The sequence below is a fragment of the Thermodesulfovibrio sp. 3907-1M genome (assembly GCF_040450955.1).
GTDB classification, from domain to species: Bacteria; Nitrospirota; Thermodesulfovibrionia; order Thermodesulfovibrionales; family Thermodesulfovibrionaceae; genus Thermodesulfovibrio; species Thermodesulfovibrio autotrophicus.
Genome location: NZ_CP144373.1, coordinates 569,333 through 594,585, shown reverse-complemented (window position 1 = coordinate 594,585; position 25,253 = coordinate 569,333). Strand labels below are relative to the sequence as shown.

Here is a 25,253-nt window from a genome sequence, read left to right as displayed (position 1 = left end):
TTTAATCTTTTTTGTATTCCTTTAACTCTGCTACCACTCGTCCTACAGGAACTTTTGTTTCAATCTTCAGTGGAATTTTGCCATTGTCTTTACTTAACCAGATAATAATATCTCCTTTTCTTTTAAAGAGTCCTTCTGTGTCAAGCTGAGGCTTTACAACAATTGTGTCAACCTGTTTATTTGATAGCTCTAATTTTTCTTCCTTTATTGGTTGCACCACAACAGTTGCAAACTTATTGCTGTCAAAAATGTCTATTGATACGGGTTCATTTATGTTTATTGGCAGTGTTCTAAGATAGAAAAATCCAGATAGAACATCCATAAATACCTTATCTATGCCTTTATGATAAACTGTACTATTTTTAAGATGATTAATAAAAACAATCTCGCTGTTTTCATAATCAAAAATAGTTTCTTTATTACCTCTGTATTTGCCTTCTGTTTGAATCAGTGTAAAGTGTTTGGGTTTACCCATCTCTATCTTACTTTCTGCATGGTCATTCACATAATAAAAATTTGAAATAAAGCTAGCGGATTTAACCATTGAAGTTATTGTAATTGTATTTTCATCCCCTCTAACAGAAACTGTTGCTGAGCCGACATAAATGCCCATCCAGTAAATGTCAAACTTCATTGTTTCGTTAATAAATTTTATAAAAGGATTATTTGGCGACTGAGGAGATCGGGTTTTTTCATTATTTTGAACCATGTTCTCCTCAGGTTTTTGATTGTTTTCTGCCAAATTTTCTGAGTTTGTATTTTTATTAGATTGAGGTGTTTCCTGTTGTTGCTGTTCAGGTTTTTCAATAATCTTTGGTTTCGGATGTTCTTTTTTAGTTTGAAAAATAAAGGTTTCTATAAAATCGAAGGAAGGCAAGTTCAATTGAATCTTACCAAGGCTCATCATTATGCTTACATGAGCAGCCACGGAAATTAACAAAGCTACTATGATCCATCTTAGTTTCATAAAAATAGTATAACACTTAGTTGACTAATAGTTTAAAACAAATATAGAATGAAAGATTATAAAGGAGGTTACGGTTTGAAAAAAAAGATTTTGATAGCGCTGATAACTTTATTTTTTGCATTGTTCCTCCTGATAGGTAAAATTGATATCTCATCAATTATTCTTAAACCTGCTCTTAATGAACTTCAAGAAATGCTCGGAATGGAGGTATCCATTGATAAAGCTTATCTACATTTAATTCCACTTTATATTGAATTTAAAAATATTGTCATATCTAATCCAGAAAAAAATACTCTAATGTTTACTAAAGCAAAGCTTTACGTAGGACTAACCAGGATTTTAAATAAAGAGATAGAAATAAGAAGAGTTGCTCTGTATTCAGGTAATTTATCTTTGACACGTGAAACCTTGAACAAATGCATAGAAAGTGTCTCAGTTTATTTGAAAAAGCCCACAAAATTTCCTTTAAAATTAAAGTTCAATTCCTTTGAAATAGAAAAATTTAATGGTTCAGTCTATGATAAAGATTTGAAATTGAACTTAAAAGAGCTTTATGGAAGAGTTGTCTTACGAGCAGAACCTAAAATTTCAATATTTTCTAATGTAAAACTTTCTTTACCTAAGTATCCAAATATTGATACCCAACTAAAGGCTTCTTTTAAAATCACAGAGAGAGAAATAATTCTTGAGGAATTAAAACTCTTTGATATAAATTCCCTTTTAAAAAGTTCAGGTAGAATAACTCATACTAATTTCTTAGGGGAATTCATTGTTTCTGGAAAGATCTTTTTAAAATCTCTTATGAAAATTTTTGGCCTGAAAGATGGTTATGGCGAAATTAATATTGATGGTAAAGTAAGTTTAGTAGAAGCTCAAAAATGGCAGGATAAAATTAAAATGAATTTAAAATTTGATGCCTCTTTCCTTCTTGAAGAGTTAATGAAGATTCTAAAAGTCTCTGAAACGCTAACAGGAGTTACAGAAGCTAAAGGAGAGGTGGAAGGTTGTCTTTCAGACCCTCAAGTTAATGCCAGAGTGAGCTTGAAAAAAGGAAATATTCTTGGTGTTAAAGTAGATACTGTAGAGGCTGAAGCCGTATATAAAAACGGAATACTGGAGTTTAAAAATGGAAAAGTAAAACTTTACGGTGGTTCTGCTCAGGCTCATGTCTGGATAACTCTTCCAAAAGTTATAAAACATTATGTCTTTATTGAATTAAACAATGTATCAAGTAGCGGGATTTTTGAACTTCTTCACTGGAATCCCGGAATTGCAGAAGGAACGGTAAAAGGATGGTTAATTTCAGAAGGAGAGAAGTTTTCTCCACAAGGCTCATTTGTTTATTTAAGAAAAGGTCACAAACCAGATGATTTAAGAGGAAAAATTGAATGGATAAAAGGTGTCTTTAAATCTGCACGGGATGTTTATAAATTTACCTCACTGGAAATTGCTTTATCTAAGAGTCAGGTTAAAGCAAATGGTTATATAGATACAAAAAACAACAACCTTAACTTTGCTTTTACAGGCAGTAGTGAAGATATAAATGAACTTTTAATTCCATATCAGAAGGGTATATATGGAAATTTAAACTTCATAGGAAAACTCTCTGGAACCGCCGAAAATCCTGAAATATCTATTAACTTTATCTCAAAAAAAATCAGTATTCTTACAAAAGAAATAGAAAACTCCCTTCCAGAGCAAACATTTACATTTGATAATTTAAAAGGAAATATTGTTTATGGGAAAAATCTACTGTTAATCAATGAACTTACAGGAAAAGATATTTTATTTAAAGGAAAGATTTTATTTCCTCAGGCAAAAAATCTTTTTGAATTAAAAAATCCTGTATATGATCTTTTCTTTTCAATAAAAAACCTGTATATAAAAAATCTTTATGTAAAAGCTTTAAATAAAGAAATTCAGACCTTTCTAAATTTAGAAGGCTCTATAAAAGACAGAGGGAAAATTACAGCTAATTTAATTTGCAGCCCTCTGTTTCTTGGAAACCATAAAATTATTAACAAAATCGCAGGATTAATCTCTTTTGAAAAAGAGGTTGTCTTTATAAAAAATTTGAATATTTTTAATAATGGAAATGTATTAACTGCTTCAGGTTATTTAAACCTTAATGGAGAAATTAGTATTTCAGCCATATCAAAGACTTTTGACATAACTGATATTGCTCAGAATTATGCAAAAAAAATCGGCATGAAATATATAGAAAAAATTAATCTGAATAAATTAAGTTTTCAGATTTCTGGCTCAATAAGAAATCCAGTAATTGATGCAAATACAACTGTCACAACAAAGCTAAAAAATGGTAAAAATATGGATGGCATAATCAGTCTTAATTATAAACAAAATTATCTTATAATGAAAGCCGAACTTATGAAAAATATCTTCTTTTCAATTGAAGGCTTGCCTGATAAAAAACAATGGAATATTACAGGAAATTTTGTTTCAGCAAGAATTGATCCTGTAGCAGCAGCTTTTGTTAATAATCTACCAGAGGATTTAGTAATCTTAGTAAATGGAAAGCTTAAAGGTTCCTTAGTGGATAAAAATTTTGATGCCCAGATTGATTTAAACAGGGTATTTACAAGGCTTTATGGAATAGGACTTAACAATAAAAATCCTGTAAGTATTAGAATACAAAAGGGTAATGTTTATTTTACTCCATTAACTTTTTTAGGACAATCTACAGAATTAACAATAAAGGGCAAGATAGTTGATTACTTTGATATTCTCATTGAAGGTTCCTCTGATTTAAAGCCTTTCAAAGCTTTATTTAAAGTGGATGACATAAGAGGAAGAGCATCTATGCAGGTTTACATTTACGAAAGTAGGCAAAATCCTGAAATAGTTGGAGAAGTTGATATAAACAATGCATCAATTACTTTAAGAAAAGATATCCCTTCATTATCCAATATAAATGCTACTTTATCGTTTAATGAAGACAGAGTGATTATAGAAAAAGCTTATGGTACATTTTCTGAAGGTAGTATTGAGATGGAAGGAACCGTATATCTTGAAAAATTTGGAATAAAACAACTTGCAGTTTCTGGAAAATTCTCATCAGTCAGATGGATATTTGCACCAAAATGCTGGGCATATCTTGATGGACAGGTTTACCTTACAGGAGCATATTCTCAGCCTCTGCTTTCAGGACAGATTAATATTCAAAAGGGAGTATATACTGAAAGAATTGACTGGACTCGTTTGGCTCTTAAATCAAGTTCCTCAAAACTTACAGTCGCAAAAGACAGCTGGTTTAATAATTTGAGATTTAATTTACGAGCCAAGACCAGTAACTTCTTTGTCAATAACAATCTTGCTACAGTAAACTTAAATAGCGATCTTCTTTTAAGAGGTTCTTTACAGGAACCATCATTAATAGGATGGATAAATGCAAAAGAAGGATGGATTTATTTTAGAGGCAGCAAATTTGAAATTATGCAAGCACTTATTCAATTTAATGACCCGAATTCAATAAGGCCTTATCTTAATGTTTCAGCAAGAACAAATGTATCTCAATATAATATAAATCTTAATCTAAATGGTTATATTGATCAGTTTAATCTCATACTCAGTTCAAATCCTCCTCTTTCAGAGTCAGAATTACTTAATTTATTAGTATTGGGACAGAATGGAGGAGGAAAAGGAATTCCAGGAGCTTCTGAAGCTGCTTCATTTATCACAGGACAAATGCATGAACTGCTTGAAGAAAGAGTGAGAGGGCTTACAGGGCTTGATGTAATGACAGTTGAACCAGGAGTATCAAAAACAACAGGCTCTATAGCTCCAAGAATCACAGTTGGTAAAAAACTCATGGATGGTAGACTCACCGTAACTTATTCTACTCAAGCTGGAGCAACTGCTGAACAAATAATAAAAGTGGAGTATCTGGTTAGAAAAGGTGTATCTCTGGTAGGTACAAAGGATGAAATTGGAGGGATTTCAGGTGCGATTAAGTTTCGCTTTGAGTTTCGTTAGTATTTTTATAACTTTATTTAATTTTGCCTATGCAGAGGAATATATCAAAAAAATAGAAATAGAAGGATTAAAATATTTTCCAGAAAAGGAATTTATTTATCTGATAGGAGTCCGAGAAAACCAAGCGTTTATCCCTCAGGAAATAACCGAGGGAATAAAAAGAGCATTTTTAAAAAATTCATTTGATGATATAGTGGTTGAGTATAAAGAGGGTATAATGAAAATTTCAGTTAAAGAAAAGCCTTTAATAAATAAAATAGAGATAAAAGGAAATGAATATTTTACGGAAAAATTTTTTAAAAAATTGCTCAGTTTTAAAAAGGGCGATAGATTGAAAGAAATAGAACTCAAAAAAACCCAACATAACATTGAAAATGAACTTAATAAACGGGGATTTATAAACTGTAAGGTTAATATAGAAAAAAAAGTTTCTGAAAACTTCGCTGATATAACAATTTATATAAATGAAGGCGAGCCATTGAAAATAAAAAATATAAAATGGGAAGGGATTTTTGATGAATATATCAAAAATTTCCTTTCTTTGAATGCGGGAGAGCCTTTTGATAAAGTAATGCTTGAAGAGTTTATCAATAAAGCAAAGAAGTATTTTATAAAACATGGATTAATCGGTTCTGAAATTTCATATTCCTTCAAAAATGGAGAGCTTACATTAACAATTAAAGAAGGGAGGAAACTACAATTAGCATTCAAAGGAGTTAATTCTTTAAGTGAAAGGGATTTGAAAAACATAGTAATGGCGCACTTTCAGGATCAGGTTAATGAAAACATTATAAAAGACAGCATAAATAGCTTAATAACCTTTTATAGGGCTAACGGATTTCTTGAGGTAAAGGTTGTTTCTTTATTGGAACAATCAAAAGATGAATGGAAAATAACATATTTTATAAATGAAGGAGATAGAAAATTTGTAAAGAAAATTGAAATCCAGACGAAGCTTCCCAGAGAGGAAATAGAAAAACTTCTTGCAAATAAAGAAGGTTCTCCTTTTAATCCTGAAGAATTAGAGAATGACAGGCAAAGAATTGAAGAATACTTTAAAATAAAAGGATATTTTAATTGCAAAGTTTTTCCTCCTCAATTACAAGAGGAAGACAATAGTGTAAGTATTTTGTTTAAAGTTCAGGAAGGCGAACAGGTTAAAATAAAGAATATTGAAATAAAAGTAAAAGATAATTTATTAAAAGCAGAAGCTGAGGAAGTAGCTAAAACTTATATAAATTCTCCGTTTAATGAAACAACTTTTCTTGAAATGAAAAGAAAAATCAGGGAAATTTATTTAAAAAATGGGTACTCAGAAGCCAGGATTGAGGGAAATTATGAAATAAAAAACTCTGATGCATATGTAAGCTTAAAAATTGAACCGGGCAGTAAAAAGTATTTTGGCAAATCAATTATTTTAGGTAATGAGAAAACAAAAACTAAATTTATTTATCAAAGACTTTTACCAAAAGAAGGTCAACCATATAATCCTTACACCCTGGAAGAAGAAAGGCAGATTCTTTATAAAACAGGACTTTTTTCACGGATAGATATAAAACCTCAATCCATGGATAGCTCTCTAGATTTAATTTATAATTTTGAAGAAGCTCCAGCAGGAGCTTTTGAATTTGGCTTTGGATATGGAGAATATGAAAAAGCAAAAGGTTTTGCAGAGCTTTCTTATATAAATTTATTTGGTATGAATAAACAGATATTTTCAAGAGTTGAAATAAGCAGTTTAGAAAGGCGAAGCTATATAACCTATATTGACCCGTGGATATTGAAGGATCTTACCTTTAAATCCTCATTACTTTTTGAAAGAATGGATTTTAAAAATATTGATACAAAAGATATTATCTATAAATTAAAAAGATATGGTGTATCTGCTGGTTTTGAAAAGAAGTTTTTTGAGTCCTTCAAGGCAGAACTTCTTTATGAGGCAACATATTCAAAGACATGGGATGTTATGCCTGAAGTGGTTATCTCTGATCAGGATATTGGAGAATTATTTATCAGTGGAATAAAAGCTTCATTAATATATGACAGCAGGGATAATCCTTTTGATCCCACAAAAGGGTGGCTTGCAGGTGTTACTTCCAAGCTTAGCAGTGAGTTTTTGGGTTCTGAAATAAATTTTATGAAGTCATCATTTTATATTAATAAATATACAGAATTAACGAAAGGGTTTGTTCTTGCAACTTCTTTACGTGGTGGCTGGGCATGGCTTTACAGAGGTACGGATAATTTACCTATTTCAGAAAGATATTTTCTTGGAGGAAGAGACACTGTAAGGGGTTATGCGCAGAATACACTTGGTCCTAAACAGGATAATCAACCAACAGGTGGAAATGCTTTTTTGATGGGGAACATTGAATTTAGAACCTATCTCGGTAAAAACTTCTCTATAGTTAACTTCCTCGATTTTGGTAATGTATGGAAGAGGGTAGGGGATGTGGATGTTTCAAATCTCAAATATACTACAGGGGCTGGACTAAGATATAAAACTCCTGTTGGTCCTTTAAGAATAGATTATGGATATAAACTCAATAGAAAGGCAGGTGAATCACATGGGGAAATTCATTTTAGCATTGGTCATGCTTTTTAATTTAATATTTACTTCTATAGCCTTTCCAGAGGTTATAGATAGAGTAATTGCTTATGTAGACAGTTATGCAATAACATTGAGAGATTTTGAAAGTGTAGCTCTTAAAATGAAAGAAAAAATTCCTCAGATTAAGAATGAAGAAATTTTAAATACCATGATTAATAGAGTTCTTCTTCTAAAAAAAGCAAAAGAGCTTTTTATTGAGGGCAAAGATGAGGAATTGATTAATAATTACATTGATTTAAAAATAAAATCAACCATAATAATTCCAGAAAATGAAATAAGAGAATACTATGAGCGGAACAAAACTAAATTTAAAAACATTCCATATGCTTCTGTGAGAAATGAAATTGAAAAATATTTATTTGAAAAAGAGTTAAATAAAAAACTTAAAGAACATATTGAAGAATTAAAAGAAACATCAGAAATTAAAATAATTTTTATTCCATAAACTCATAAATAAGAGCTACTTCATCACATTCAGGAAATTTTGGACATCTAATACAGTCACCCCAAATTTTTTGAGGAAGTTTTGATTTGTCAAGTTCTTTAAATCCAATTTTTTTAAAAAAATCAGGAATATATGTTAAAACAAAAACTCTTTTAATTCCGAACTTTTTAGCTTCATTAAGGCTTTTTTTTACAAGAAGGCTTCCAATTCCTTTTTTTTGTGAATCCTTTTTCACTGCCAAAGACCTTATTTCAGCAAGATCTTCCCATAATATATGCAATGCACAAACTCCTTTAATTTCATTATTTTCTTCAGCAATAAAAAAGTCCCTAATATTTTCATATAATTCATTCAAAGAACGAGGAAGCATTTCACCTTTTTTTGCAAACTCATTGATTAATCTATGAATTGATTTAATATCTGAGACTAATGCTTTTCTAACTTTCAATAATAGAAAAACCTCTTAGTATAAGATTTTTATTAACCTCAATCATTTCTTTTCTTTTAGGAGGGATAATTTCTTCAATGGTTTCAAGAACTTTTTCTATATTAAGTATTCCAGATATTTTCACAAAAGCTCCGAGAAGAACCATATTTGCAAGTTTGGGATTGGCTATCAAAGATGCTTCCCGAGAAGCTTCCACAGGATAAATATTAATATCATGCCGACATTTTGAATTTTTTATTATTGAAGAATCATAAATAAGACAACCTCCTTGGATTATTCTATCAGTAAATTTATTAAAAGAGGCTTCATTTAAAACGATGAGATAATCTGCATTTTTCACTATTGGTGAACCTATAAGCTCGTCAGATATAACAACCATACAATTAGCTGTTCCTCCTCGCATTTCAGCGCCATAAGAGGGAAACCACGTTACCTCTTTATTTTCTTTCATAGCAGCATGAGCAATAACTTTACCAAGAAAAAGAATTCCCTGTCCACCAGAACCTGCTACTATTATGCGTTGTTCCATTTATCCTTAATTACTCCTAATTTAAATTCTTTCATCATGTTTTCTCTGAGCCACTTTAAAGCCTCTTGAGGAGTCATTCCCCAGTCAGTAGGGCAGGGTGAAAGCATTTCAACAAGACTAAACCCTTTTCCTTCAAGCTGATATTTGAAAGCTTTTTCAATATATTTTTTAGTTATAACAATATTTTTATAACTATCAAGAGCCCCCCTTGCAATAAAAGCCGAGCCTTCAAGAACAGCAAGAAGTTCTGATACATGAACTGGATATCCTGCTAATTCTGATTTTCTACCTGATGGAGTTGTAGTTGTTCTCTGTCCAATCAGAGTAGTTGGAGCCATCTGTCCACCTGTCATTCCATAATTTGCATTATTGATAAAAAATATTGTTATGTTTTCACCACGATTTGCAGCATGAATTATTTCAGCAGTTCCAATTGCTGCAAGATCTCCATCTCCCTGATAGGCAAATATTACTTTGTCAGGACATACTCTCTTCATTCCTGTTGCTGCTGCTGGTGGTCTTCCATGAGGGATTTCAAGCATATCTATGTCAAAATAATCATAGGCAAATACAGCGCATCCAACAGGTGCTATTCCAATAGTTATTTCTTTTATTTTAAGTTCGTCTATTACTTCTGCAATTAGTCTGTGAGCAATACTGTGTCCACAGCCAGGACAGTATCTAAAAGGGACATTTTTTAATAATTTAGGTCTGGAGAACTTCTTTTTCATAATTTGCTATTATAACAGAATTTTTTATAATTTTTCATTATCCCTTCCATAATTCCATTTTCACTTATAGTCAGCTTTTCAACATTTAAATAATCAGCAATTTCTTTTAAAATAAGCAATCCAGGACATATAATGTCTGCTCTGTTAGAAGGCATTCCTTTGATTTTTTTTCTTTCTTCTAATGAAATAGATAATAATTTTTTAAGTATTTGTTTAACTTCTATCACATGAATTTCAGACATATGTATTTTTTCCGGTAGATATTTAAGTAATCCAAGATTAATCATGCCGAGGGTAGATGCCGTCCCGCCAGTTGCAATAAATTTGTTAATCTTTACCTGCGGCAAAGAGGTTTTTATTTCCTCTTTTATAAAATTTTTAGCACTGTATATTTCTTCTTCCGAGTAGGACACTGTATTTAAAAATCTTTCTTTAATTTTCAAAGCACCTATAGGCATAGAGCCCATCTTAAAATTTTTTCTGCTGTAGTGTATCCATTCTGTGCTTCCTCCTCCAACATCTGTTATAAAAACAGAATCCTCTTCTTTTAATTCCTCATCTATAACTCCATGCAATGTATAATAAGCTTCTTCTTCTCCAGAAATTATATGAACATGTAGCCCTGTAGATTCCTTTACTTTTTCACAAAAATACACACTATTTTTAGCCTCTCTTAAAACACTTGTTCCTACAGCAATAATGCATGAAACATTAAATTTTTCAAATAGTTTTTTAAACTTTTTTAAAACTATAATTGAACTATCTATTGCCTTTTCTGAAATAACTCCATTTTCAATAAGATTTTTACCAAGCCTTGTTACAACTCTATCAGTATAAAGTTTATTAATTTTATTTGCCTTTATATTTCCTATTAATATTCTTAAAGTGTTACTTCCAATGTCTATGACTGCTATATTCTCAGTATGTTTCATAATAAGTATTAACAATCTCAACAACAGCTTTATTTACGGGAACTTTTTTAGTTTCTTTAGTTCTTCTTTTCTTAATTTCAATCTTATTTTCCTTAAGTCCCTTTTCTCCAACTATAACCTGAATAGGTATTCCGATGAGGTCAGCATCTTTAAACTTAACCCCTGGACGTTCGTCCCTGTCATCAATTAAAACTTCCATATGTCTGTCTGCGAAGCTATTATAAATTTCAGTAATTTTTTCATATAATTCCTCTGCAATTTGAATTGTTCCAGAATTCATGTTAAGAGGAATAATTTCTATATCAAAAGGAGCTATGCTCTTAGGCCATATTATTCCATCGGCATCATGATTCTGTTCTATTGCTGCAGCAGCAACTCTTGCAGGTCCTATACCATAACTTCCCATAATAATTGGCTTTTCTTTGCCATCTTTATCCAGGAAATAAGCATTCAGTGGTTCAGAGTATTTTGTGCCGAGTTTAAATATATTTCCTACTTCAATTGCTTTTTCAATTCTTAAAGAGCTTCCACACTTTGGACAATTATCTTTATCTTTAACTTTTCTTATATCCATCCATTGGGCATCAAAGTGTTCTCCGGGAACAATTCCTTGAAGATGGTAATCTTTTTTATTTGCACCTGAAACATACGCAAGACCTTTTTGAATTGAGATATCAGCAATTTTTTTAATTTTATGCCCTGTTGGTCCAATAAATCCAGGTTCTACTCCAAGAATCTCCAATGCCTGTTCAGGTGTGGCAAAGCTGAATTCTCCGATAATTCTTGAAAGCTTTTTTTCATTAAGTTCCTGGTCTCCTCTCAGCATAACAATTACAGGCTCATTTTTTTCAGATATAACAAGAAGAGTTTTGATAAAATATCTTTCATCTAAACCTAAGAATTCCGCTACCTCTTTTACTGATTTTTTTTGAGGAGTATGAACTTCTTTATACTCCATATTTAAATGTGATAGGGTAGATAACTGAGACTTGGCAATTTCAATATTAGCTGCATAACCACAGTGGTCACATAAAACAATATCATCCTCGCCAGCAGGCGTTGGAGCCATAAACTCATGGGATTCCATATCTCCCATTATTCCAGGGTCTGATTCAACTTGAAAGTATTTTAAACCACATCTTGTAAAAATTCTGTGATAAGCTTCTGCATGAAGTTTATAATTTCTATCCAGTCCCTCCCAGTCAATATCAAAACTATAACTGTCTTTCATGATGAATTCTCTTGTTCTTAAAACGCCCCCACGAGGTCTTGCTTCATCCCTTAATTTCGTTTGAATCTGATACCATATTTGTGGTAACTGTCTGTAAGATTTTATTTCCTTTGAAGCTATCCACGCCATAATCTCTTCATGAGTCATACCAAGACACATATCTCTACCAGTTCTATCTTTAAGTCTGAACATTTCTTCTTTTATGGAATACCATCTGCCTGTCTGTTGCCATATTTCAGCTGGGTGAAGAATAGGCATTGAAATCTCTTGAGCACCAATTTTTTCCATTTCTTCTTTAAGAATTGTGTTAATTTTATTTAAAACTCGCCATCCAAGAGGCAAAAAAATGAACAATCCAGCTGCAAGTTGTCTTACATATCCTGCTTTAAGCATTAAAATATGAGATATAGCATTAATTCCAGATGGAATTTCTCTCATAGTGGGAATAAATAATTTAGAGTATCTCATCAATTTCCTCCTATAAAATTAAAACTTGCTTGTTAGTAAATTAAGTATATCACATTTTCATATAATTATAGCACTTCTTGAATTTTTAGAAAAATTCAAGAGATTGACTGCTTCGCAAAGCTTCTGAAGAATATAAAGCGATTATCTAATCACAATTCTTTATGTAAAAATTTAACATAATATACATTATCGGACAAAATTTTAATGATAAAAATTGTTTAAAACCTGTTAAAATTTTTGTGAGAAAATCGCAAAATATTATAAATCTTATAGAAAAATCTTGAATTGAGTATTAATCGAGCAAGCTGATTTTTGAGTTATTATCTATCGTTAATTAGAGTTGCAAAAGCATGTTCTTCGTCAACATTATTTACAATGACTCTTAAAATATTTCCTGTGATAGACTCTTTACTGTCAATAAAACATTTAATATAATTGTCAGAAGTTCCTGAAAAAAAACCATTTTTTTTGCTTTCAACGATTACTTCAAGTTCAGAACCCAAAAATTTTTTTATATATTCTGATTTTTTCTTTTTGCCAATTTTTATTAAGTAGTTTACTCTCTCCTTTTTAAGGCTTTCAGGAATATGTTCAGACATCTGAGATGCTTTGGTAAAAGGTCTCTTTGAGTATGGGAAAACATGGAGATAGGAAAATCTAATTTTTTCTATTAATTGTAAAGTTTTCTTAAAATCTTCTTCAGTCTCTGCTGGAAAACCCACTATTACATCAGTGCCAATTGCAATATCAGGATATAATTTCAAAATTTTTTCTATTACACGCAGAAATTGAATAGAATTATATGGTCTATTCATCAAATTAAGAATTTTATCGCTTCCATGCTGAACAGGAATATGAAGATGTTTGCAAATTCTACGATCAGAGATTATTTCAAGAAACTCATCATCAATATGATTTACTTCAATAGAACTCAATCTTATTCTAAATCCAGAAGTTTCTTTAAGTAATGCTTTAAGAAGTTTGTTCAGTTTTATTTTATTTTCAAAATCTATTCCGTAAAGCCCAATATTTACTCCACTTAGAACAATTTCTTTAATTCCCATTGCAGTATAATCATTAATTTCTCTCAAAATTTCTTCAAACTTATAACTTCTTGGTTTCCCTCTTAAATATGGCACAATACAATAACTGCAATAGTGATTACAGCCATCCTGAATTTTAACAATAGCTCTATGCCTTGAAATATTTAATTTATCACTTTCATTTAATACTTCAAACATATTGATTATATTGTTTTTTTCAAAATTTGAAAATACTTTCAGATCTTCGTTTCCGTTGATTTTACAGAGTTCCACGTAACAACCTGTTACATAAGCTTTTTTACCCGTTCTTTTAGCTTTATCTATTATCTGTCTTGATTGAACCTCAGCTTTATGAGTTACTGCACAGGTGTTTATGATCCAGATCTCTGCTTCTTCTGGATTAGTTGTAACAGAATATCCTTTAAGCCTTAAAAGTTTTTCCCATCTCTGTGATTCTGCTTGATTAATCTTGCATCCATATGTAATAAAACATACCTTCATTTTTGGAGAATTTCCCCTTCTAAGGAGTGTCTGTGCGCCTTTACAATTTTTATATCAACCATACTACCTAAAGCAATATTAGAAGTAACTTTTACTATTTTATTTGTTCTTGTTCTTCCTGTTGAATATTCACCTTCTCTATCTTCAATAAGAACTTCTTGAATTGTGCCTTCCAATAATTTGTTTTTTCTCTCTGTTATTTCATCCTGAAGCTTTAAAACTTCTGTGAGTCTACGGGATTTAACATTCTCTGGAATAGCTCCATCAAGTTTTGCTGCAGGAGTTTGAGCCCTTGGAGAAAACTTAAAAGCAAATATACCGTCAAACTGGATTTCTCTTAAAGCATCTAAGGTTTTTTCAAAATCTTCATCTTGTTCTTGAGGAAATCCAACAATAATGTCTGAAGTAATAGAAATATTCCGAATTGCTTCACGGAGCCAGCATATTTTTTCAAAATATTCTTCATAACTGTATTTTCTATTCATAAGTTTGAGAATTTTATTTGAGCCTGCTTGAAGAGGAAGATGAATGTGTTCACATACTTTCTCACAATCTTTCATTGTTTGAATAAGCCTCTTTGACAAATCCTTGGGATGAGAAGTAACGAAACGAATTCTTTCAATTCCTTTAACTTCATTAACTTTTTCAAGTAATGCAGGAAAATCAACACTGCCATCTCTGTAGGAATTTACATTCTGTCCAAGAAGTGTGACCTCTTTAAAACCAAGCTCTCCAAGCAATTTAACTTCCTCAAGAATGCTTTCTACGGGTCTACTTCTTTCCTTACCCCGTGAATAAGGAACAACACAGTAAGCACAATAATTGTTGCATCCATAAATTATATTTACCCATGCTTTTACATTGTGCATTCTTTTTGTAGGAATTTTGATGTTAGTAACATCAGGGTTTTCATAAGTAAATACTCTATGAGGAGTTTGATTCTCAATAATACTGTCAAGCATATGGATGTTATCTGTGCCAATGATATAATCAATATATGGAGCTTTATTCAAGAGATTTTCACCCTGAAGTTGAGCTACACATCCTGCTACAACAATTTTTAATTGAGAATTTCTCTTTTTAAGATATTTAACTCTTCCAAGGCTGCTTAAAAATTTTTGCTCAGCTTTATGTCTTATTGCACAGGTATTAAAAATAATAATATCTGCTTTTCTGGGTTCTTCCACTTCAATGAATCCTTTTGTCTCCAGAATTCCAAGCATTCTTTCAGTATCATGTTCATTCATCTGACATCCAAATGTTTTAATATAAACTGCCCTACCCTTCATGTTTTTATTATAACAGGCAAGAATGTGTAATTTTCAAACTTAACAATTTGAAAGTCTTTAAAAAATTGAGCATAATATAAAAATGATTTATGAATTTTTACAGGCAATACTTATCATTTTTGGCATCTCTGGTTTAATTATTTATGTTCTTGGAAAATTTAAAATTCCGGCAATTGTAGGTTTTCTTATTGCAGGCACAATAATAGGTCCACATGGAATGGCGCTTATAAAAGAGCCACAACAGGTTGAGTTAATTGCTGAAATTGGTGTGATTCTTTTGATGTTTACCATTGGTGTGGAGTTTTCTATTCCAAGATTATTTTCGTTAAAAAAAGAGGTCTTTTTATATGGAAGTCTTCAAGTTTTGCTTACAATAATTGTTATAAGTCTTATAAGTCAAATTGCTTTGAATACAGCATTAAATTTATCCATTTTTTATGGTTTTATTGTCGCTTTAAGCAGCACTGCTATTGTTATGAAACTTCTTTCTGATAGGGGAGAACTGAATTCCCCACATGGAAAAATATCTCTTGGAATTCTTCTTTTTCAGGATCTTTGTGTAGTTCCTCTTATGCTCTTTACGCAGATGCTTTCCGCTGAAGGTGGAAGTTTTTATATGTTTCTCTGGGTTATCTTAAAGGCTTTTATTATACTCGCTGTTATTTTCCTTTTTTCAAGAATAGCTGTTCCCTTTATTCTTCATGAAGTTGTAAAAACAAGAATCAGAGAACTTTTTATAATTGTGATTATTTCAATCTGTCTTGGAACAGCTTTCTTTACATCAAAATTAGGAGTTTCACTTGCACTTGGAGCTTTTTTAGCAGGTGTGGTTATTTCAGAGTCTGAATATTCAGCTCAGGCTGTCTCTGACATTTTACCTTTTAAGGAAACTTTTTCAGGTATATTCTTTATCTCTGTTGGAATGCTTTTAAATATCAATTATATTACAAATAATATTGCAAATGTAGAGTTTCTCGTTGGAGGGATTTTGTTTTCTAAAGCTTTAATCATTGCTCTTATCATTTACTTTTTCCTCAATTCTCTTAAGATATGCTTAACTTCTGCTTTAACACTTTCTCAAATTGGAGAATTCTCCTTTATCCTTGCATTTACAGGAAAGACAATGGGATTATTAAATGAAAATGATTATCAAAGTTTTATTGCTGCCTCTGTAATAACAATGTTACTTACTCCTCTGATAATAAGATATTCTCCATCTGTGATCAGTTATTTAATACATAAAGAACCATTCAAAACACTTGAAAAGACAAGAAAAATAAAAGAAACAGAAATTGTTGTAAAAAAATCAAATCATGTGATAATTATAGGTTTTGGTTTAAATGGAAGGAATCTTGCAAGAGTTCTAAAAGAAAGCAATATACCTTATGTTATTTTAGAACTTAATCCTGATACCGTAAGAAAAATGAAAAAGAAGGGAGAGCCTATTTATTATGGTGATGGAACAACTCCAGAAATTTTGCATAAATTGGGAATTCACAGAGCAAAAATTCTTGTGATTGCCATATCTGATCCATTGGCAACAAGAAAAATAGTCCAAATTGCAAAAACATTAAATCAGAAAATTCATATAATAGTAAGAACAAGATTCATAACTGAAATTGAAGAACTAAAAAAACTTGGGGCAGATGAAGTTATTCCTGAAGAGTTTGAGACATCTCTGGAAATTTTTGCAAGAGTGCTTCATCGCTTCGGTGTGCCGAGAAATCAAATATTACAGATGATAGAAAAAATACGAGCCGAAGGATATGAAATTTTACGTCTCAATGACATACCCAAAACCCGTGCAGCAATTGAATGTGTTATTTTTGAAGGACTTGATATGGATAGTTTTTTGATAGAAAAAGATTCATGGTTGGTAGGACATTCCTTAAAATCTCTTAATATAAGACACAGGGCAAAAGTTACAGTAATCGCTATTCAAAGAGGAGAAGAAACAATTCTAAACCCTTCTGCGGATTTTATTTTAAAGGAAGGTGATATAATAATTTACATTGGCAATAAAAAACAATTAGTTGATGCATTGAATTTTTTTCAAAAAAGAGATTAAAAAGTTATCTCTTATAAAATTAGTGTATATTTTTGCTTCTCTCTCAGGCTTAATAATTTTATCCTTTCCATTTTCAATTAGTTTTAATGTCCAAGCCATATTTTTACCGAGTATTCTCATTATCTGCATTCCTTCCTCATCCTTTAAAACTTCTCCAGGATTCATTCCAAAGATTACATTCCAGTAATTAGATATCGGATTCCTTCTATTTTCTGGATCCATTCATTAACCTCATCATCAATAGCACATTTTTCATTCTTATTTTGTGCACATTTATAACAGGCAATGCAACCTCTTATATTTTTATTATCAACATGAATTATTTCCACTTTTATTTTTTCTTTTTTAAGCTCTTCTGATACCATTTTAATGGCATGATAAGTATTTCCATTTTTTCTCGGACTTCCATTAAAGGCTACAACTTTCATTTACATTTCCTCCTGAAATAAAATAAACGGAGAGGGAGGGATTTGAACCCTCGGTGGAGCTTTTAGACCCCACACGCGATTTCCAGTCGCGCCCGTTCGGCCACTCCGGCACCTCTCCAATTCTTTATTTTAGCATTATTCTGTAATATTTTCAAAGAATTTTAGAAGCTTTTCTTCGTTTTTTTTTAAGAAATCTTCAAGTTCTTCCTTTGTAAGAGGTGCACATTCATCGGGAGACTCTTTGTTTACCTTAACGAGCATTATTCTTTTGATTTTTCCTTCAAGCACAGCAATGCACATAACTATATCATCCACTAAAAATTCAATCTCTTCAAATTCTTCTATTTTATCAGGAAGATTTTGACAGCAAATTGAAAGACTCTCTAAAAATTCTTGATTCTTAATTGTTTCTAATTTAAAGGTCTTTCCAATAAATTTTTTGAATTTTTCCATGGCTTTTCTTATAAAAAAGCCGGAGATATATTATTCCCCGGCTTAAAAATGAATACAGAATTATCCTCTCTTATGGCATTCATTACATTTTGTTGGAGCAGTTTTACCAGCTTCAACTTCTTTTTTATGACACTCTATGCAGTTCTTATGATAGGCATCCATAGCTTTTGGAGCTCCATTTTTCACTTCTGCTGGATCGTGGCAATCTGTGCATTTCTGAGCTTTTACCTTTGGATCCGCTTCTTTGTGATGACATACTTTACAGTCTACCTTGTAATCTGTAGAGTGTTTAGCATGGGAAAAATTTACTGGTGGAAATTTTCCACCTTCAATTTTCAGATCGTAGACATCTTGAGGCTGAGCATATACAAAGGAGATTGCGAATAAAAAGACAACTGCAGTTAGAACCATTAACCCTTTTTTAGACTTCAATCTTAATCACCTCCTTTCAGTTTCAAGCTTTTTTATTAGTGCTCCTCATGTTCTTCTTCATAACCTGTAAACATTGCCTTAATATGCGCCATTGGAGTATGTCCAAGAGTAGCAAGATAGAAGTGAACAATTATAAAGGCGCTGAAGAAAATCCATAATCCAGTGTGAATGAGAGTGGCAATCTGAATTCCTCCTATTATTCCAGCTAAAAAACCAAATAGTTGAGGATCCCACAAAATCAATCCTGTTAGAATCTGAACAGGAATTAATACAACCATAATCATTAAATAAGAAATCTGTTGCATTGGATTGAATTTATTTTCCGGTGTAGGATGATGGGGATTTTTATCTCCCACCATAATACCATATCCATAATATTTTGCCTGTCTTATTGAATTTTTTATAAACTCCAGTGGTTTCCAGAATGGTGGAATGTATATTTTGAACAGTTTACCTGAAAAGAGATAGTAAAGAAGCCAGATAAAATAGTTTGCAAGCAGTATAAAACCAAGCCAGCTATGAATCTGAACAGCTGTTTCAAAGCTCATCAATCCCATTGAATCCACAAATCTTATTTGGGCTCCGGTTAGTATTAGAATAATAAAACCTATTGCATTTATCCAATGCCAGATTCTTACAGGTAATGGATGAAGATATATCTTTTTCATTATTTTCCCTCCCTTCTTTTTCTTCTAATTGGCGCTGTTAATATTCTAAGAGTTATATGCCCTACAGGAACCGCTATTCCACCCAATAAAGCAATAAAGAATAATATATCAAGGATTTTTATTTTCGTTAATGCCAGTACATAAAAATCTCTAATATTAGGTATTGCATAGGCTGAGTTTAATGCTTTACTGTCAAGATCAAATTTAATAGGTTTTTCACCTTCCCTGTTAATCTCAACCTTTGCAGCAAACTGAACTGCTTGATTATGACATGATGCACAGTCTTTTATAGCTTTTGATTTTGGTTCTATCTTATGGGCATCATTTGGATTTAAAACATCAATTCTACCAGAAAGATTTGCCTTAGACTTTGTTTTTACTGTGGACATAAATTGCCAGAGTTCTTCCTGTTGAATTTTTCCATCATTGTTGTAATCCAATTTGCCTTTAACCTCTTTTACATCAACTCCGAAGAGCTTGGCAACTTCAGCTTCTGTTAATGGCTTGCTCTTAGCTCTATCAAAAAGTGTAAGATAAACTGCTTTGTTAACATTTGTATGACAGGCAGCACAGGATGCGTAATTAAGATGCGCATCTACAAATGTGGTGAGTCTTAGAGGAGGATTCCAGAGCCATTTATTATGAGCTGTTTTAACATCCTTATGGCATTTTACACAGGAATCTCCAAGTTTTGCTATATTCGTTGGTAAAACATCATGGGAATTGTGACAGGATGCACAGTTTGGAGCATTATGTTTACCATCATTAATAGCTTTCTGATGAACACTTGCTTTAAAAGCCTGACCTGATTCTGAATGGCACTTTATACAGAGTTCAGAACTTGCATTTTTATCTTTTGTTATTAATGTTACTTTATGATAATCATGGCATTTAAGACAATCAGGAGATTGTTGATTACCTTTTTTAAGAGCTTCTGCGTGAATGCTTATATCATATTTTTTAACTGCCTCCTGATGGCAGTTGTTACAAACATCTTTTGCCTTTGCCCTGTAATCTTTTACAGACTCAAAGTTTCTTACAGGATGCTGAGTTGTGGAAAATTCTTTATGGCAATCTGTGCATTTTAGTTTTTTATGGACAGAACTTAAAATATCACTTTCCTTTACCTGAACTGATAGGGTTTCTCTATTTTTCATATTCTTAACAATACTACTACTGTGACATTTTAAACAGTACTCATTTTCAGGTAGTGATTTGACAACCTTAACTGGTTTTACTCCATGATAGCCGTGACATTCAATGCAGGAAGCTGTTTTTGTAAGAGCGTAATGGGCAGGATTTTTCTGAAGTTCTTTATCAGTATGGCATTTTGTGCAAATAGCAGTCATTTTTATTCTGTATTCTGATTTATTTTTATAATTGTAAACAGGATGGTTTACTTTTGAAAAATCATCATGACAGACGAGACACTGAAATTTACCATGAACAGAGTTTTTAATCTCCTGTTCATTTACTTTAAGAGAAATTTTTTCTTTACTTGGCAAAGTCTTAGTCATATTAAACTGATGGCAGGTTAAACAGTATTCATTAAAAGATACTTTATTTTTCCATTCTTTTATGGAGTTAATATAGTGAGAACCATGACATTCTGCACATAAAATCTCGCCCTTTTTCACAACTTCTCCGTGCATTTTAGGTTTCATTAATGAATCCTGAGGATGACAGACAAGGCAATTTTTTGAAAATTCCTTTGTATAAACTTTTTTGTCTGCTACTTTTTTTGGTCTTGGATGATTTTTTAGTGTAATATCTGGATGACAGGAAGAGCAATCCATAGCTCCATGGACAGACTTTTCAAATTTAGTACCATCAATATAAAGAGAAAGGGATTCTCCATTTTCCAATTTTTTCTGTAAGGATTTCATTCCATGACAACGCAAACAGGATTTTACATCATCAGAAACCGCATCTTTTACTGGAATAAAATAGGAAATCAAAAAACACAGAATAATAACACTCCCGATTAATATTCCTCTCATCCCTTACTCCTTTCAAGGATTTTTGTTCACACGTTGGGAACATTATACCACAACATTAAGAGAATATCAATGTTTTATATTGAAGAATTTATAAAAATTTTTAAAATAATTAATAATTATTTTTTATAGAGAGGGTCTTCGCAGGTATTTTTAAGACAGTATTTTATGGTTTCTTCAATCTGGGAGGCTATTTTTTCTGAGAAACCAATTAATGCTTTATTGCCTACAAATGTAACAGGAACACCTGTTGGAGTTATATTGTAAGCCTTTGACATTGTTTTAAGAAGCTCTATTGATGCAGGCATTGATACTTCATAATCCTTAATCTGCAGTGGAGGATATTTTTTCTTTAAATCAGACAAAAAAATTTTTTCCTTAGCACAATGTGGACATCCTTCTGCCCAGAAAAGATAAAGAATAACAGTTTTTTTATTTTTACAATACCCAGAAGAAACAAATAAAAGTAACAAAATGGATGTAAAAATAACTAATTTTTTAAGATAGTTCATAGAAAAATATATCACAGGTATGATAAATTAATCAATTAGGATAAATTGGAGGGATTATGCTTAACAGAGTAAACGAAAAAGTTTGGAATTTTTTTGCTTCTACAGAGCTTGCAGTAGCTTTATTTATTACTATTTCAACTGGAGCTGCAATTGGGACAGTTATTCCTCAAAGCATTGAGCCTGAGCCTGTTATTAAATTTTTTTCAAAATTTATGTCAATTTCATCTGCACATAAAACTTACGAAATAATTAACCTTTTTGACCTTAATAATGTTTATCACAGCTGGTGGTTTACCTTTTTACTATTTATGTTTGCATTAAACTTGATTGTCTGTTCAATTGACAGACTACCTACTCTTCTAAAATCTTTTAAAGCCCCCCCTCAGCCCTATCCTTTATCAGTGCTTGATAAAATGCCAATAAAAAAAACAGTAAAAATAAATAACGACAGAATACTGGAGAAAATTAAAGAACTCTTTCAGAATAAAGGATTTTCCACACATGTTTTTGAAACTCAAGAAGGATTTCAAATTCAGGCAAAAAAATGGAATAAAACAAGATTGGCAGTATACTTAACTCATTTAAGCATTCTTATAATTCTTGCTGGAGCTTTAATAGGAACTTTCTTTGGATTTAGAGGTTCTATGAACATAGTTGAAGGAACAGGACTAAACTTTGCTATTTCAGATGAAGGAAAAGCTATTCCACTTGGTTTTGAGATTAGATGTGAGAGATTTGAGGCAGAATACTATGAAAACTCTGCCATACCAAAGGCTTATAGAAGCTATCTCAAAATTATTGAAAGCGGTAAACCTGTGCGGGAAAACATTGTCATTGAAGTAAATCACCCTTTTACATACAGAGGAATTACTTTTTATCAGGCAAGCTATGGATTTCAACCAACAGAGCATGCTGAGTTTAAATTTACTTATTTTGATAAAACAGGAAAGGAACACAACATCAATGTTCATTTTGAGGAAAATTTTAAAATTCCAGGGACTTCAGTAACTGCTTCTGTTGTAGATTTCTCCCCTGCTTTAGGAATAGATGAGGAAGGTAGGCTTTTTAACATGAGTTCTGATATGATTAATCCTGCTGTGCTTGTAGAGTTTGAAAACAATGGAAAAAAAACACAACAATGGATACTTAAAAAAATTCCTGAATCATGGCAAACTCCTTATGGTAAACTCAGATTCAATGAACTATGGGGTGCTCAATTTACAGGACTACAGGTAAGACGGGACCCTGGAGTTCCTCTTATATACACAGGTTCAATTTTAATGTGCTTGGGTCTTTTTATCTGCCTTTTCTTAAGACCTGTCAATTACTTTGCTGTAATAAACAAAAATCAGGTAGTCTTTTACTGTCCAACATCAAAGGGAATGGTTGAAAGACAAATTGATGAGATAATAAAAAAACTGAAAGGAGATGAAGCATGAGCTATCAGATTATATCTATTGCAGGAATTCTTTACATTCTTGTAATGCCAGTTTATATTGTTTACATACTCACAAAAAATAAAAAAATCGGGTTTGCTGCAACAGGAATACTTTCTACAGGTGCACTGATTCACATTTATGGATTTATCCAGAGATTTAAAGAAATGTATGCGATAAATCATTCAGTTATGAGAAGTATTCCAATTACTAATTTATACGAAAGTCTGGTTTTTTTTGTTTTGTGTATAGTATCAGGTTATCTTTTTATTGAATGGAAATATAAAAATAAAAGCTTTGGAGTTTTTGTTTCCGTTATTGCAGGTATAACAATTGGACTTACTGATGTTCTTGGAATAACTAAAGAAGTTCAGCCTCTTGTTCCAGCTCTGAAAAGCAACTGGTTGCTGGCACACGTTACGCTAAGTTTTATTGCCTATGCTGCTTTTGGAATAAGCTTTATAACTGCGCTTCTTCATGTTATAGTGGAGACAGAAAGTAAAAAATCTTTCAAATACATCTTTTCTACATCAATTTTGGGCTTTATGGTTTTTATGTTTATATCATTAATATTTGATGCTTTCTCGGCATCAAACCCAAAATCAATAAAAATCTTTCATTCAACCCTGGGAAATTCTTCGATTATAATATCTATTTTTTGTTGGATAGCATTAATAACAATTATTTTTCTTTTCTGGAGATTTGGTGACCACATGAAAAAAATAGTTCAAAGTTTAAAAATTACTTCAGGATTTCTTGAAGATATGACATATAAGGGAATAGCTTTTGGTTTCCCCATATTTACTATTGGAGGCTTGGTTTTTGGTGCCATATGGGCTGATCAGGCATGGGGAAGGTACTGGGGATGGGATCCAAAGGAAACATGGTCATTGATAACATGGTTTGTTTATGCTTTTTATCTTCATGCAAAGTTTATCAGAGGATGGAAAGGCACAAAAACTTCAATGATAGCTGTAATTGGCTTTCTTATAACAATTTTTACATATCTTGGAGTAAATTTATTCTTAAGCGGACTACACTCATACGGAAGTATGTAATTCATGATTGTACTTGGAATTGATACATCATGCGATGACACATCAGTGGCGATTTTAGAGAACAGAAAAATTTTAAGCAATATTGTGTCATCTCAGATTAAGTTTCACAGCAAATACGGTGGTATTGTGCCTGAAATAGCTTCTCGTAAACACATTGAATGGATATGGGAAGTTGGTGAAAAGGCTATTAATGAAGCTGGAGTAACATTAAAGGATATTGAACTAATAAGCGTTTGTAATGGTCCAGGCTTAATTGGCTCACTCTTAGTTGGGCTTTGTTTTGCAAAAGCCTTAAGTTATTCTTCAGGAAAACCTATTATTGGAGTAAATCATCTTGAAGGACATATTCAGGCAATTTTTCTGGAAGAGGAGTTTCCAGAATTCCCTTTCCTTACTCTTATAGTTTCAGGAGGACATACAAGTCTTTACAGAGTGGAGGATTTTGGAAAATATAAAGAACTTGGAAGAACCAGAGATGATGCTGCTGGAGAAGCATATGACAAAGTAGCAAAAATGCTTGGACTTGGATATCCGGGCGGTCCCGTAATTGATTCACTGGCAAAGCAAGGAAATGCTGAAAAATTCAATCTTCCAAGACCTTATTTACATGGAAGTCTGGATTTTAGCTTCAGTGGATTAAAAACTGCAGTTAAGGTTCTTTTAAAAAATCTTGGATATGAAGAAGACATTCCCGATGAAATAAAGAAGGATATCTCAGCAGCCTTTCAGTGCTCAGTGGTTGATGTTTTGATTGAGAAAATAAAATGGGCAGCATCTATGGAAAAATTAAAAAGGGTTGTTATAACAGGCGGAGTGGCTGCAAACAGTGAATTAAGAAAGAGAGCCGAGATGATAGGAGAACTGGAGATTTATCTTCCTTCAAAATCCCTTTGCACAGATAATGCTGCAATGATAGCTGTTTCAGGATACCATAGATTTCTCAGGGGTGAAAAATCTGATCTTTATCTTAATGCAAGAGCTTATTTACCATTATAATAATTAAGAAGGAGGAC

The 25,253-nt window shown here is 31.9% G+C and carries 20 protein-coding genes, 1 tRNA gene and 1 pseudogene; 7 read left to right on the top strand and 15 right to left on the bottom strand.

Annotated elements, in window-relative coordinates; translation table 11 throughout:
- Position 1: 1 nt before the first annotated feature.
- Positions 2–967: a DUF3108 domain-containing protein gene (locus V4D30_RS03095; RefSeq protein ID WP_353684785.1), complete on the bottom strand. Its 966-nt coding sequence runs from the start codon at positions 965–967 to the stop codon at positions 2–4.
- A 75-nt stretch (positions 968–1,042) separates the two neighbouring features.
- On the opposite strand from V4D30_RS03095, the gene V4D30_RS03090 reads away from it, so the two are divergent.
- The 3 genes from V4D30_RS03090 to V4D30_RS03080 are packed head-to-tail and all read left to right on the top strand — an operon-like array spanning position 1,043 to position 8,016.
- Positions 1,043–4,960, top strand: a complete 3,918-nt coding sequence (locus tag V4D30_RS03090; RefSeq protein ID WP_353684784.1) for a translocation/assembly module TamB domain-containing protein — start codon at positions 1,043–1,045, stop codon at positions 4,958–4,960.
- Positions 4,929–7,565: an outer membrane protein assembly factor BamA gene (gene bamA, locus V4D30_RS03085; RefSeq protein WP_353684783.1), complete on the top strand. Its 2,637-nt coding sequence runs from the start codon at positions 4,929–4,931 to the stop codon at positions 7,563–7,565. Before V4D30_RS03090 ends, bamA begins: the two co-directional genes overlap by 32 nt.
- Positions 7,528–8,016 carry a hypothetical protein gene (locus V4D30_RS03080; RefSeq protein ID WP_353684782.1) on the top strand — a complete coding sequence of 163 codons (489 nt, stop codon included), beginning with the start codon at positions 7,528–7,530 and terminating at the stop codon, positions 8,014–8,016. Before bamA ends, V4D30_RS03080 begins: the two co-directional genes overlap by 38 nt.
- Here the strand turns inward: V4D30_RS03080 and V4D30_RS03075 are convergent.
- The 7 genes from V4D30_RS03075 to miaB all read right to left on the bottom strand — a co-directional run bounded on the left by V4D30_RS03075 (position 8,006) and on the right by miaB (position 15,188).
- Positions 8,006–8,464 (bottom strand): N-acetyltransferase, encoded by a 459-nt coding sequence (locus tag V4D30_RS03075; RefSeq protein ID WP_353684781.1) that lies wholly within the window; start codon positions 8,462–8,464, stop codon positions 8,006–8,008. The genes V4D30_RS03080 and V4D30_RS03075 overlap by 11 nt on opposite strands.
- Positions 8,454–8,993 carry a 2-oxoacid:acceptor oxidoreductase family protein gene (locus V4D30_RS03070; protein WP_353684780.1) on the bottom strand — a complete coding sequence of 180 codons (540 nt, stop codon included), beginning with the start codon at positions 8,991–8,993 and terminating at the stop codon, positions 8,454–8,456. Before V4D30_RS03070 ends, V4D30_RS03075 begins: the two co-directional genes overlap by 11 nt.
- Positions 8,978–9,724 (bottom strand): thiamine pyrophosphate-dependent enzyme, encoded by a 747-nt coding sequence (locus tag V4D30_RS03065; RefSeq protein WP_353684779.1) that lies wholly within the window; start codon positions 9,722–9,724, stop codon positions 8,978–8,980. Before V4D30_RS03065 ends, V4D30_RS03070 begins: the two co-directional genes overlap by 16 nt.
- Positions 9,721–10,656 carry a hypothetical protein gene (locus V4D30_RS03060; RefSeq protein ID WP_353684778.1) on the bottom strand — a complete coding sequence of 312 codons (936 nt, stop codon included), beginning with the start codon at positions 10,654–10,656 and terminating at the stop codon, positions 9,721–9,723. Before V4D30_RS03060 ends, V4D30_RS03065 begins: the two co-directional genes overlap by 4 nt.
- Positions 10,643–12,355 carry a proline--tRNA ligase gene (locus V4D30_RS03055; protein ID WP_353684777.1) on the bottom strand — a complete coding sequence of 571 codons (1,713 nt, stop codon included), beginning with the start codon at positions 12,353–12,355 and terminating at the stop codon, positions 10,643–10,645. The genes V4D30_RS03060 and V4D30_RS03055 overlap by 14 nt, the downstream gene beginning before the upstream one ends.
- A 320-nt stretch (positions 12,356–12,675) precedes the next feature.
- Positions 12,676–13,899, bottom strand: a complete 1,224-nt coding sequence (gene mtaB / locus V4D30_RS03050; protein ID WP_353684776.1) for a tRNA (N(6)-L-threonylcarbamoyladenosine(37)-C(2))-methylthiotransferase MtaB — start codon at positions 13,897–13,899, stop codon at positions 12,676–12,678.
- Positions 13,896–15,188 carry a tRNA (N6-isopentenyl adenosine(37)-C2)-methylthiotransferase MiaB gene (gene miaB, locus V4D30_RS03045; RefSeq protein WP_353684775.1) on the bottom strand — a complete coding sequence of 431 codons (1,293 nt, stop codon included), beginning with the start codon at positions 15,186–15,188 and terminating at the stop codon, positions 13,896–13,898. The genes mtaB and miaB overlap by 4 nt, the downstream gene beginning before the upstream one ends.
- Positions 15,189–15,270: 82 nt before the next feature.
- Here miaB and V4D30_RS03040 point away from each other — a divergent pair, with 82 nt between their 5' ends.
- Positions 15,271–17,256, top strand: coding sequence for a cation:proton antiporter (locus V4D30_RS03040; protein WP_353684774.1), 1,986 nt, complete (start codon positions 15,271–15,273; stop codon positions 17,254–17,256).
- Here the strand turns inward: V4D30_RS03040 and V4D30_RS03035 are convergent.
- The 7 genes and pseudogenes from V4D30_RS03035 to V4D30_RS03005 form a co-directional block, all read right to left on the bottom strand.
- Positions 17,218–17,684, bottom strand: a pseudogene (locus tag V4D30_RS03035) (flavodoxin family protein). The gene V4D30_RS03040 and the pseudogene V4D30_RS03035 overlap by 39 nt on opposite strands.
- A 27-nt stretch (positions 17,685–17,711) precedes the next feature.
- Positions 17,712–17,802: transfer RNA gene (locus V4D30_RS03030), tRNA-Ser, on the bottom strand.
- A 17-nt stretch (positions 17,803–17,819) separates the two neighbouring features.
- A complete protein-coding gene (locus V4D30_RS03025; protein WP_353684773.1) occupies positions 17,820–18,137 on the bottom strand; it encodes a hypothetical protein in 318 nt (105 codons plus the stop codon).
- Positions 18,138–18,197: 60 nt separating this feature from the next.
- Entirely contained in the window at positions 18,198–18,569 is a 372-nt protein-coding gene (locus tag V4D30_RS03020; protein ID WP_353684772.1) for a cytochrome c3 family protein, read from the bottom strand.
- A gap of 35 nt (positions 18,570–18,604) precedes the next feature.
- Positions 18,605–19,237, bottom strand: a complete 633-nt coding sequence (locus V4D30_RS03015; protein ID WP_353684771.1) for a cytochrome b/b6 domain-containing protein — start codon at positions 19,235–19,237, stop codon at positions 18,605–18,607.
- Positions 19,237–21,237 carry a cytochrome c family protein gene (locus tag V4D30_RS03010; RefSeq protein WP_353684770.1) on the bottom strand — a complete coding sequence of 667 codons (2,001 nt, stop codon included), beginning with the start codon at positions 21,235–21,237 and terminating at the stop codon, positions 19,237–19,239. The genes V4D30_RS03015 and V4D30_RS03010 overlap by 1 nt, the downstream gene beginning before the upstream one ends.
- A gap of 116 nt (positions 21,238–21,353) precedes the next feature.
- The gene (locus V4D30_RS03005) at positions 21,354–21,746 is read right to left on the bottom strand and encodes a hypothetical protein (protein ID WP_353684769.1); all 393 of its coding nucleotides are present in this window, start codon (positions 21,744–21,746) and stop codon (positions 21,354–21,356) included.
- Positions 21,747–21,802: 56 nt separating this feature from the next.
- On the opposite strand from V4D30_RS03005, the gene V4D30_RS03000 reads away from it, so the two are divergent.
- From V4D30_RS03000 to tsaD, 3 genes are read left to right on the top strand one after another with little or no spacing between them, the layout of a single operon-like run.
- On the top strand, positions 21,803–23,185 hold the full coding sequence (locus tag V4D30_RS03000; RefSeq protein WP_353684768.1) for a cytochrome c biogenesis protein ResB: 1,383 nt from the start codon (positions 21,803–21,805) through the stop codon (positions 23,183–23,185).
- Positions 23,182–24,240: a c-type cytochrome biogenesis protein CcsB gene (gene ccsB, locus V4D30_RS02995; protein ID WP_353684767.1), complete on the top strand. Its 1,059-nt coding sequence runs from the start codon at positions 23,182–23,184 to the stop codon at positions 24,238–24,240. The genes V4D30_RS03000 and ccsB overlap by 4 nt, the downstream gene beginning before the upstream one ends.
- 3 nt (positions 24,241–24,243) lie before the next feature.
- Positions 24,244–25,236 carry a tRNA (adenosine(37)-N6)-threonylcarbamoyltransferase complex transferase subunit TsaD gene (gene tsaD / locus V4D30_RS02990; RefSeq protein ID WP_353684766.1) on the top strand — a complete coding sequence of 331 codons (993 nt, stop codon included), beginning with the start codon at positions 24,244–24,246 and terminating at the stop codon, positions 25,234–25,236.
- Positions 25,237–25,253: the final 17 nt, after the last annotated feature.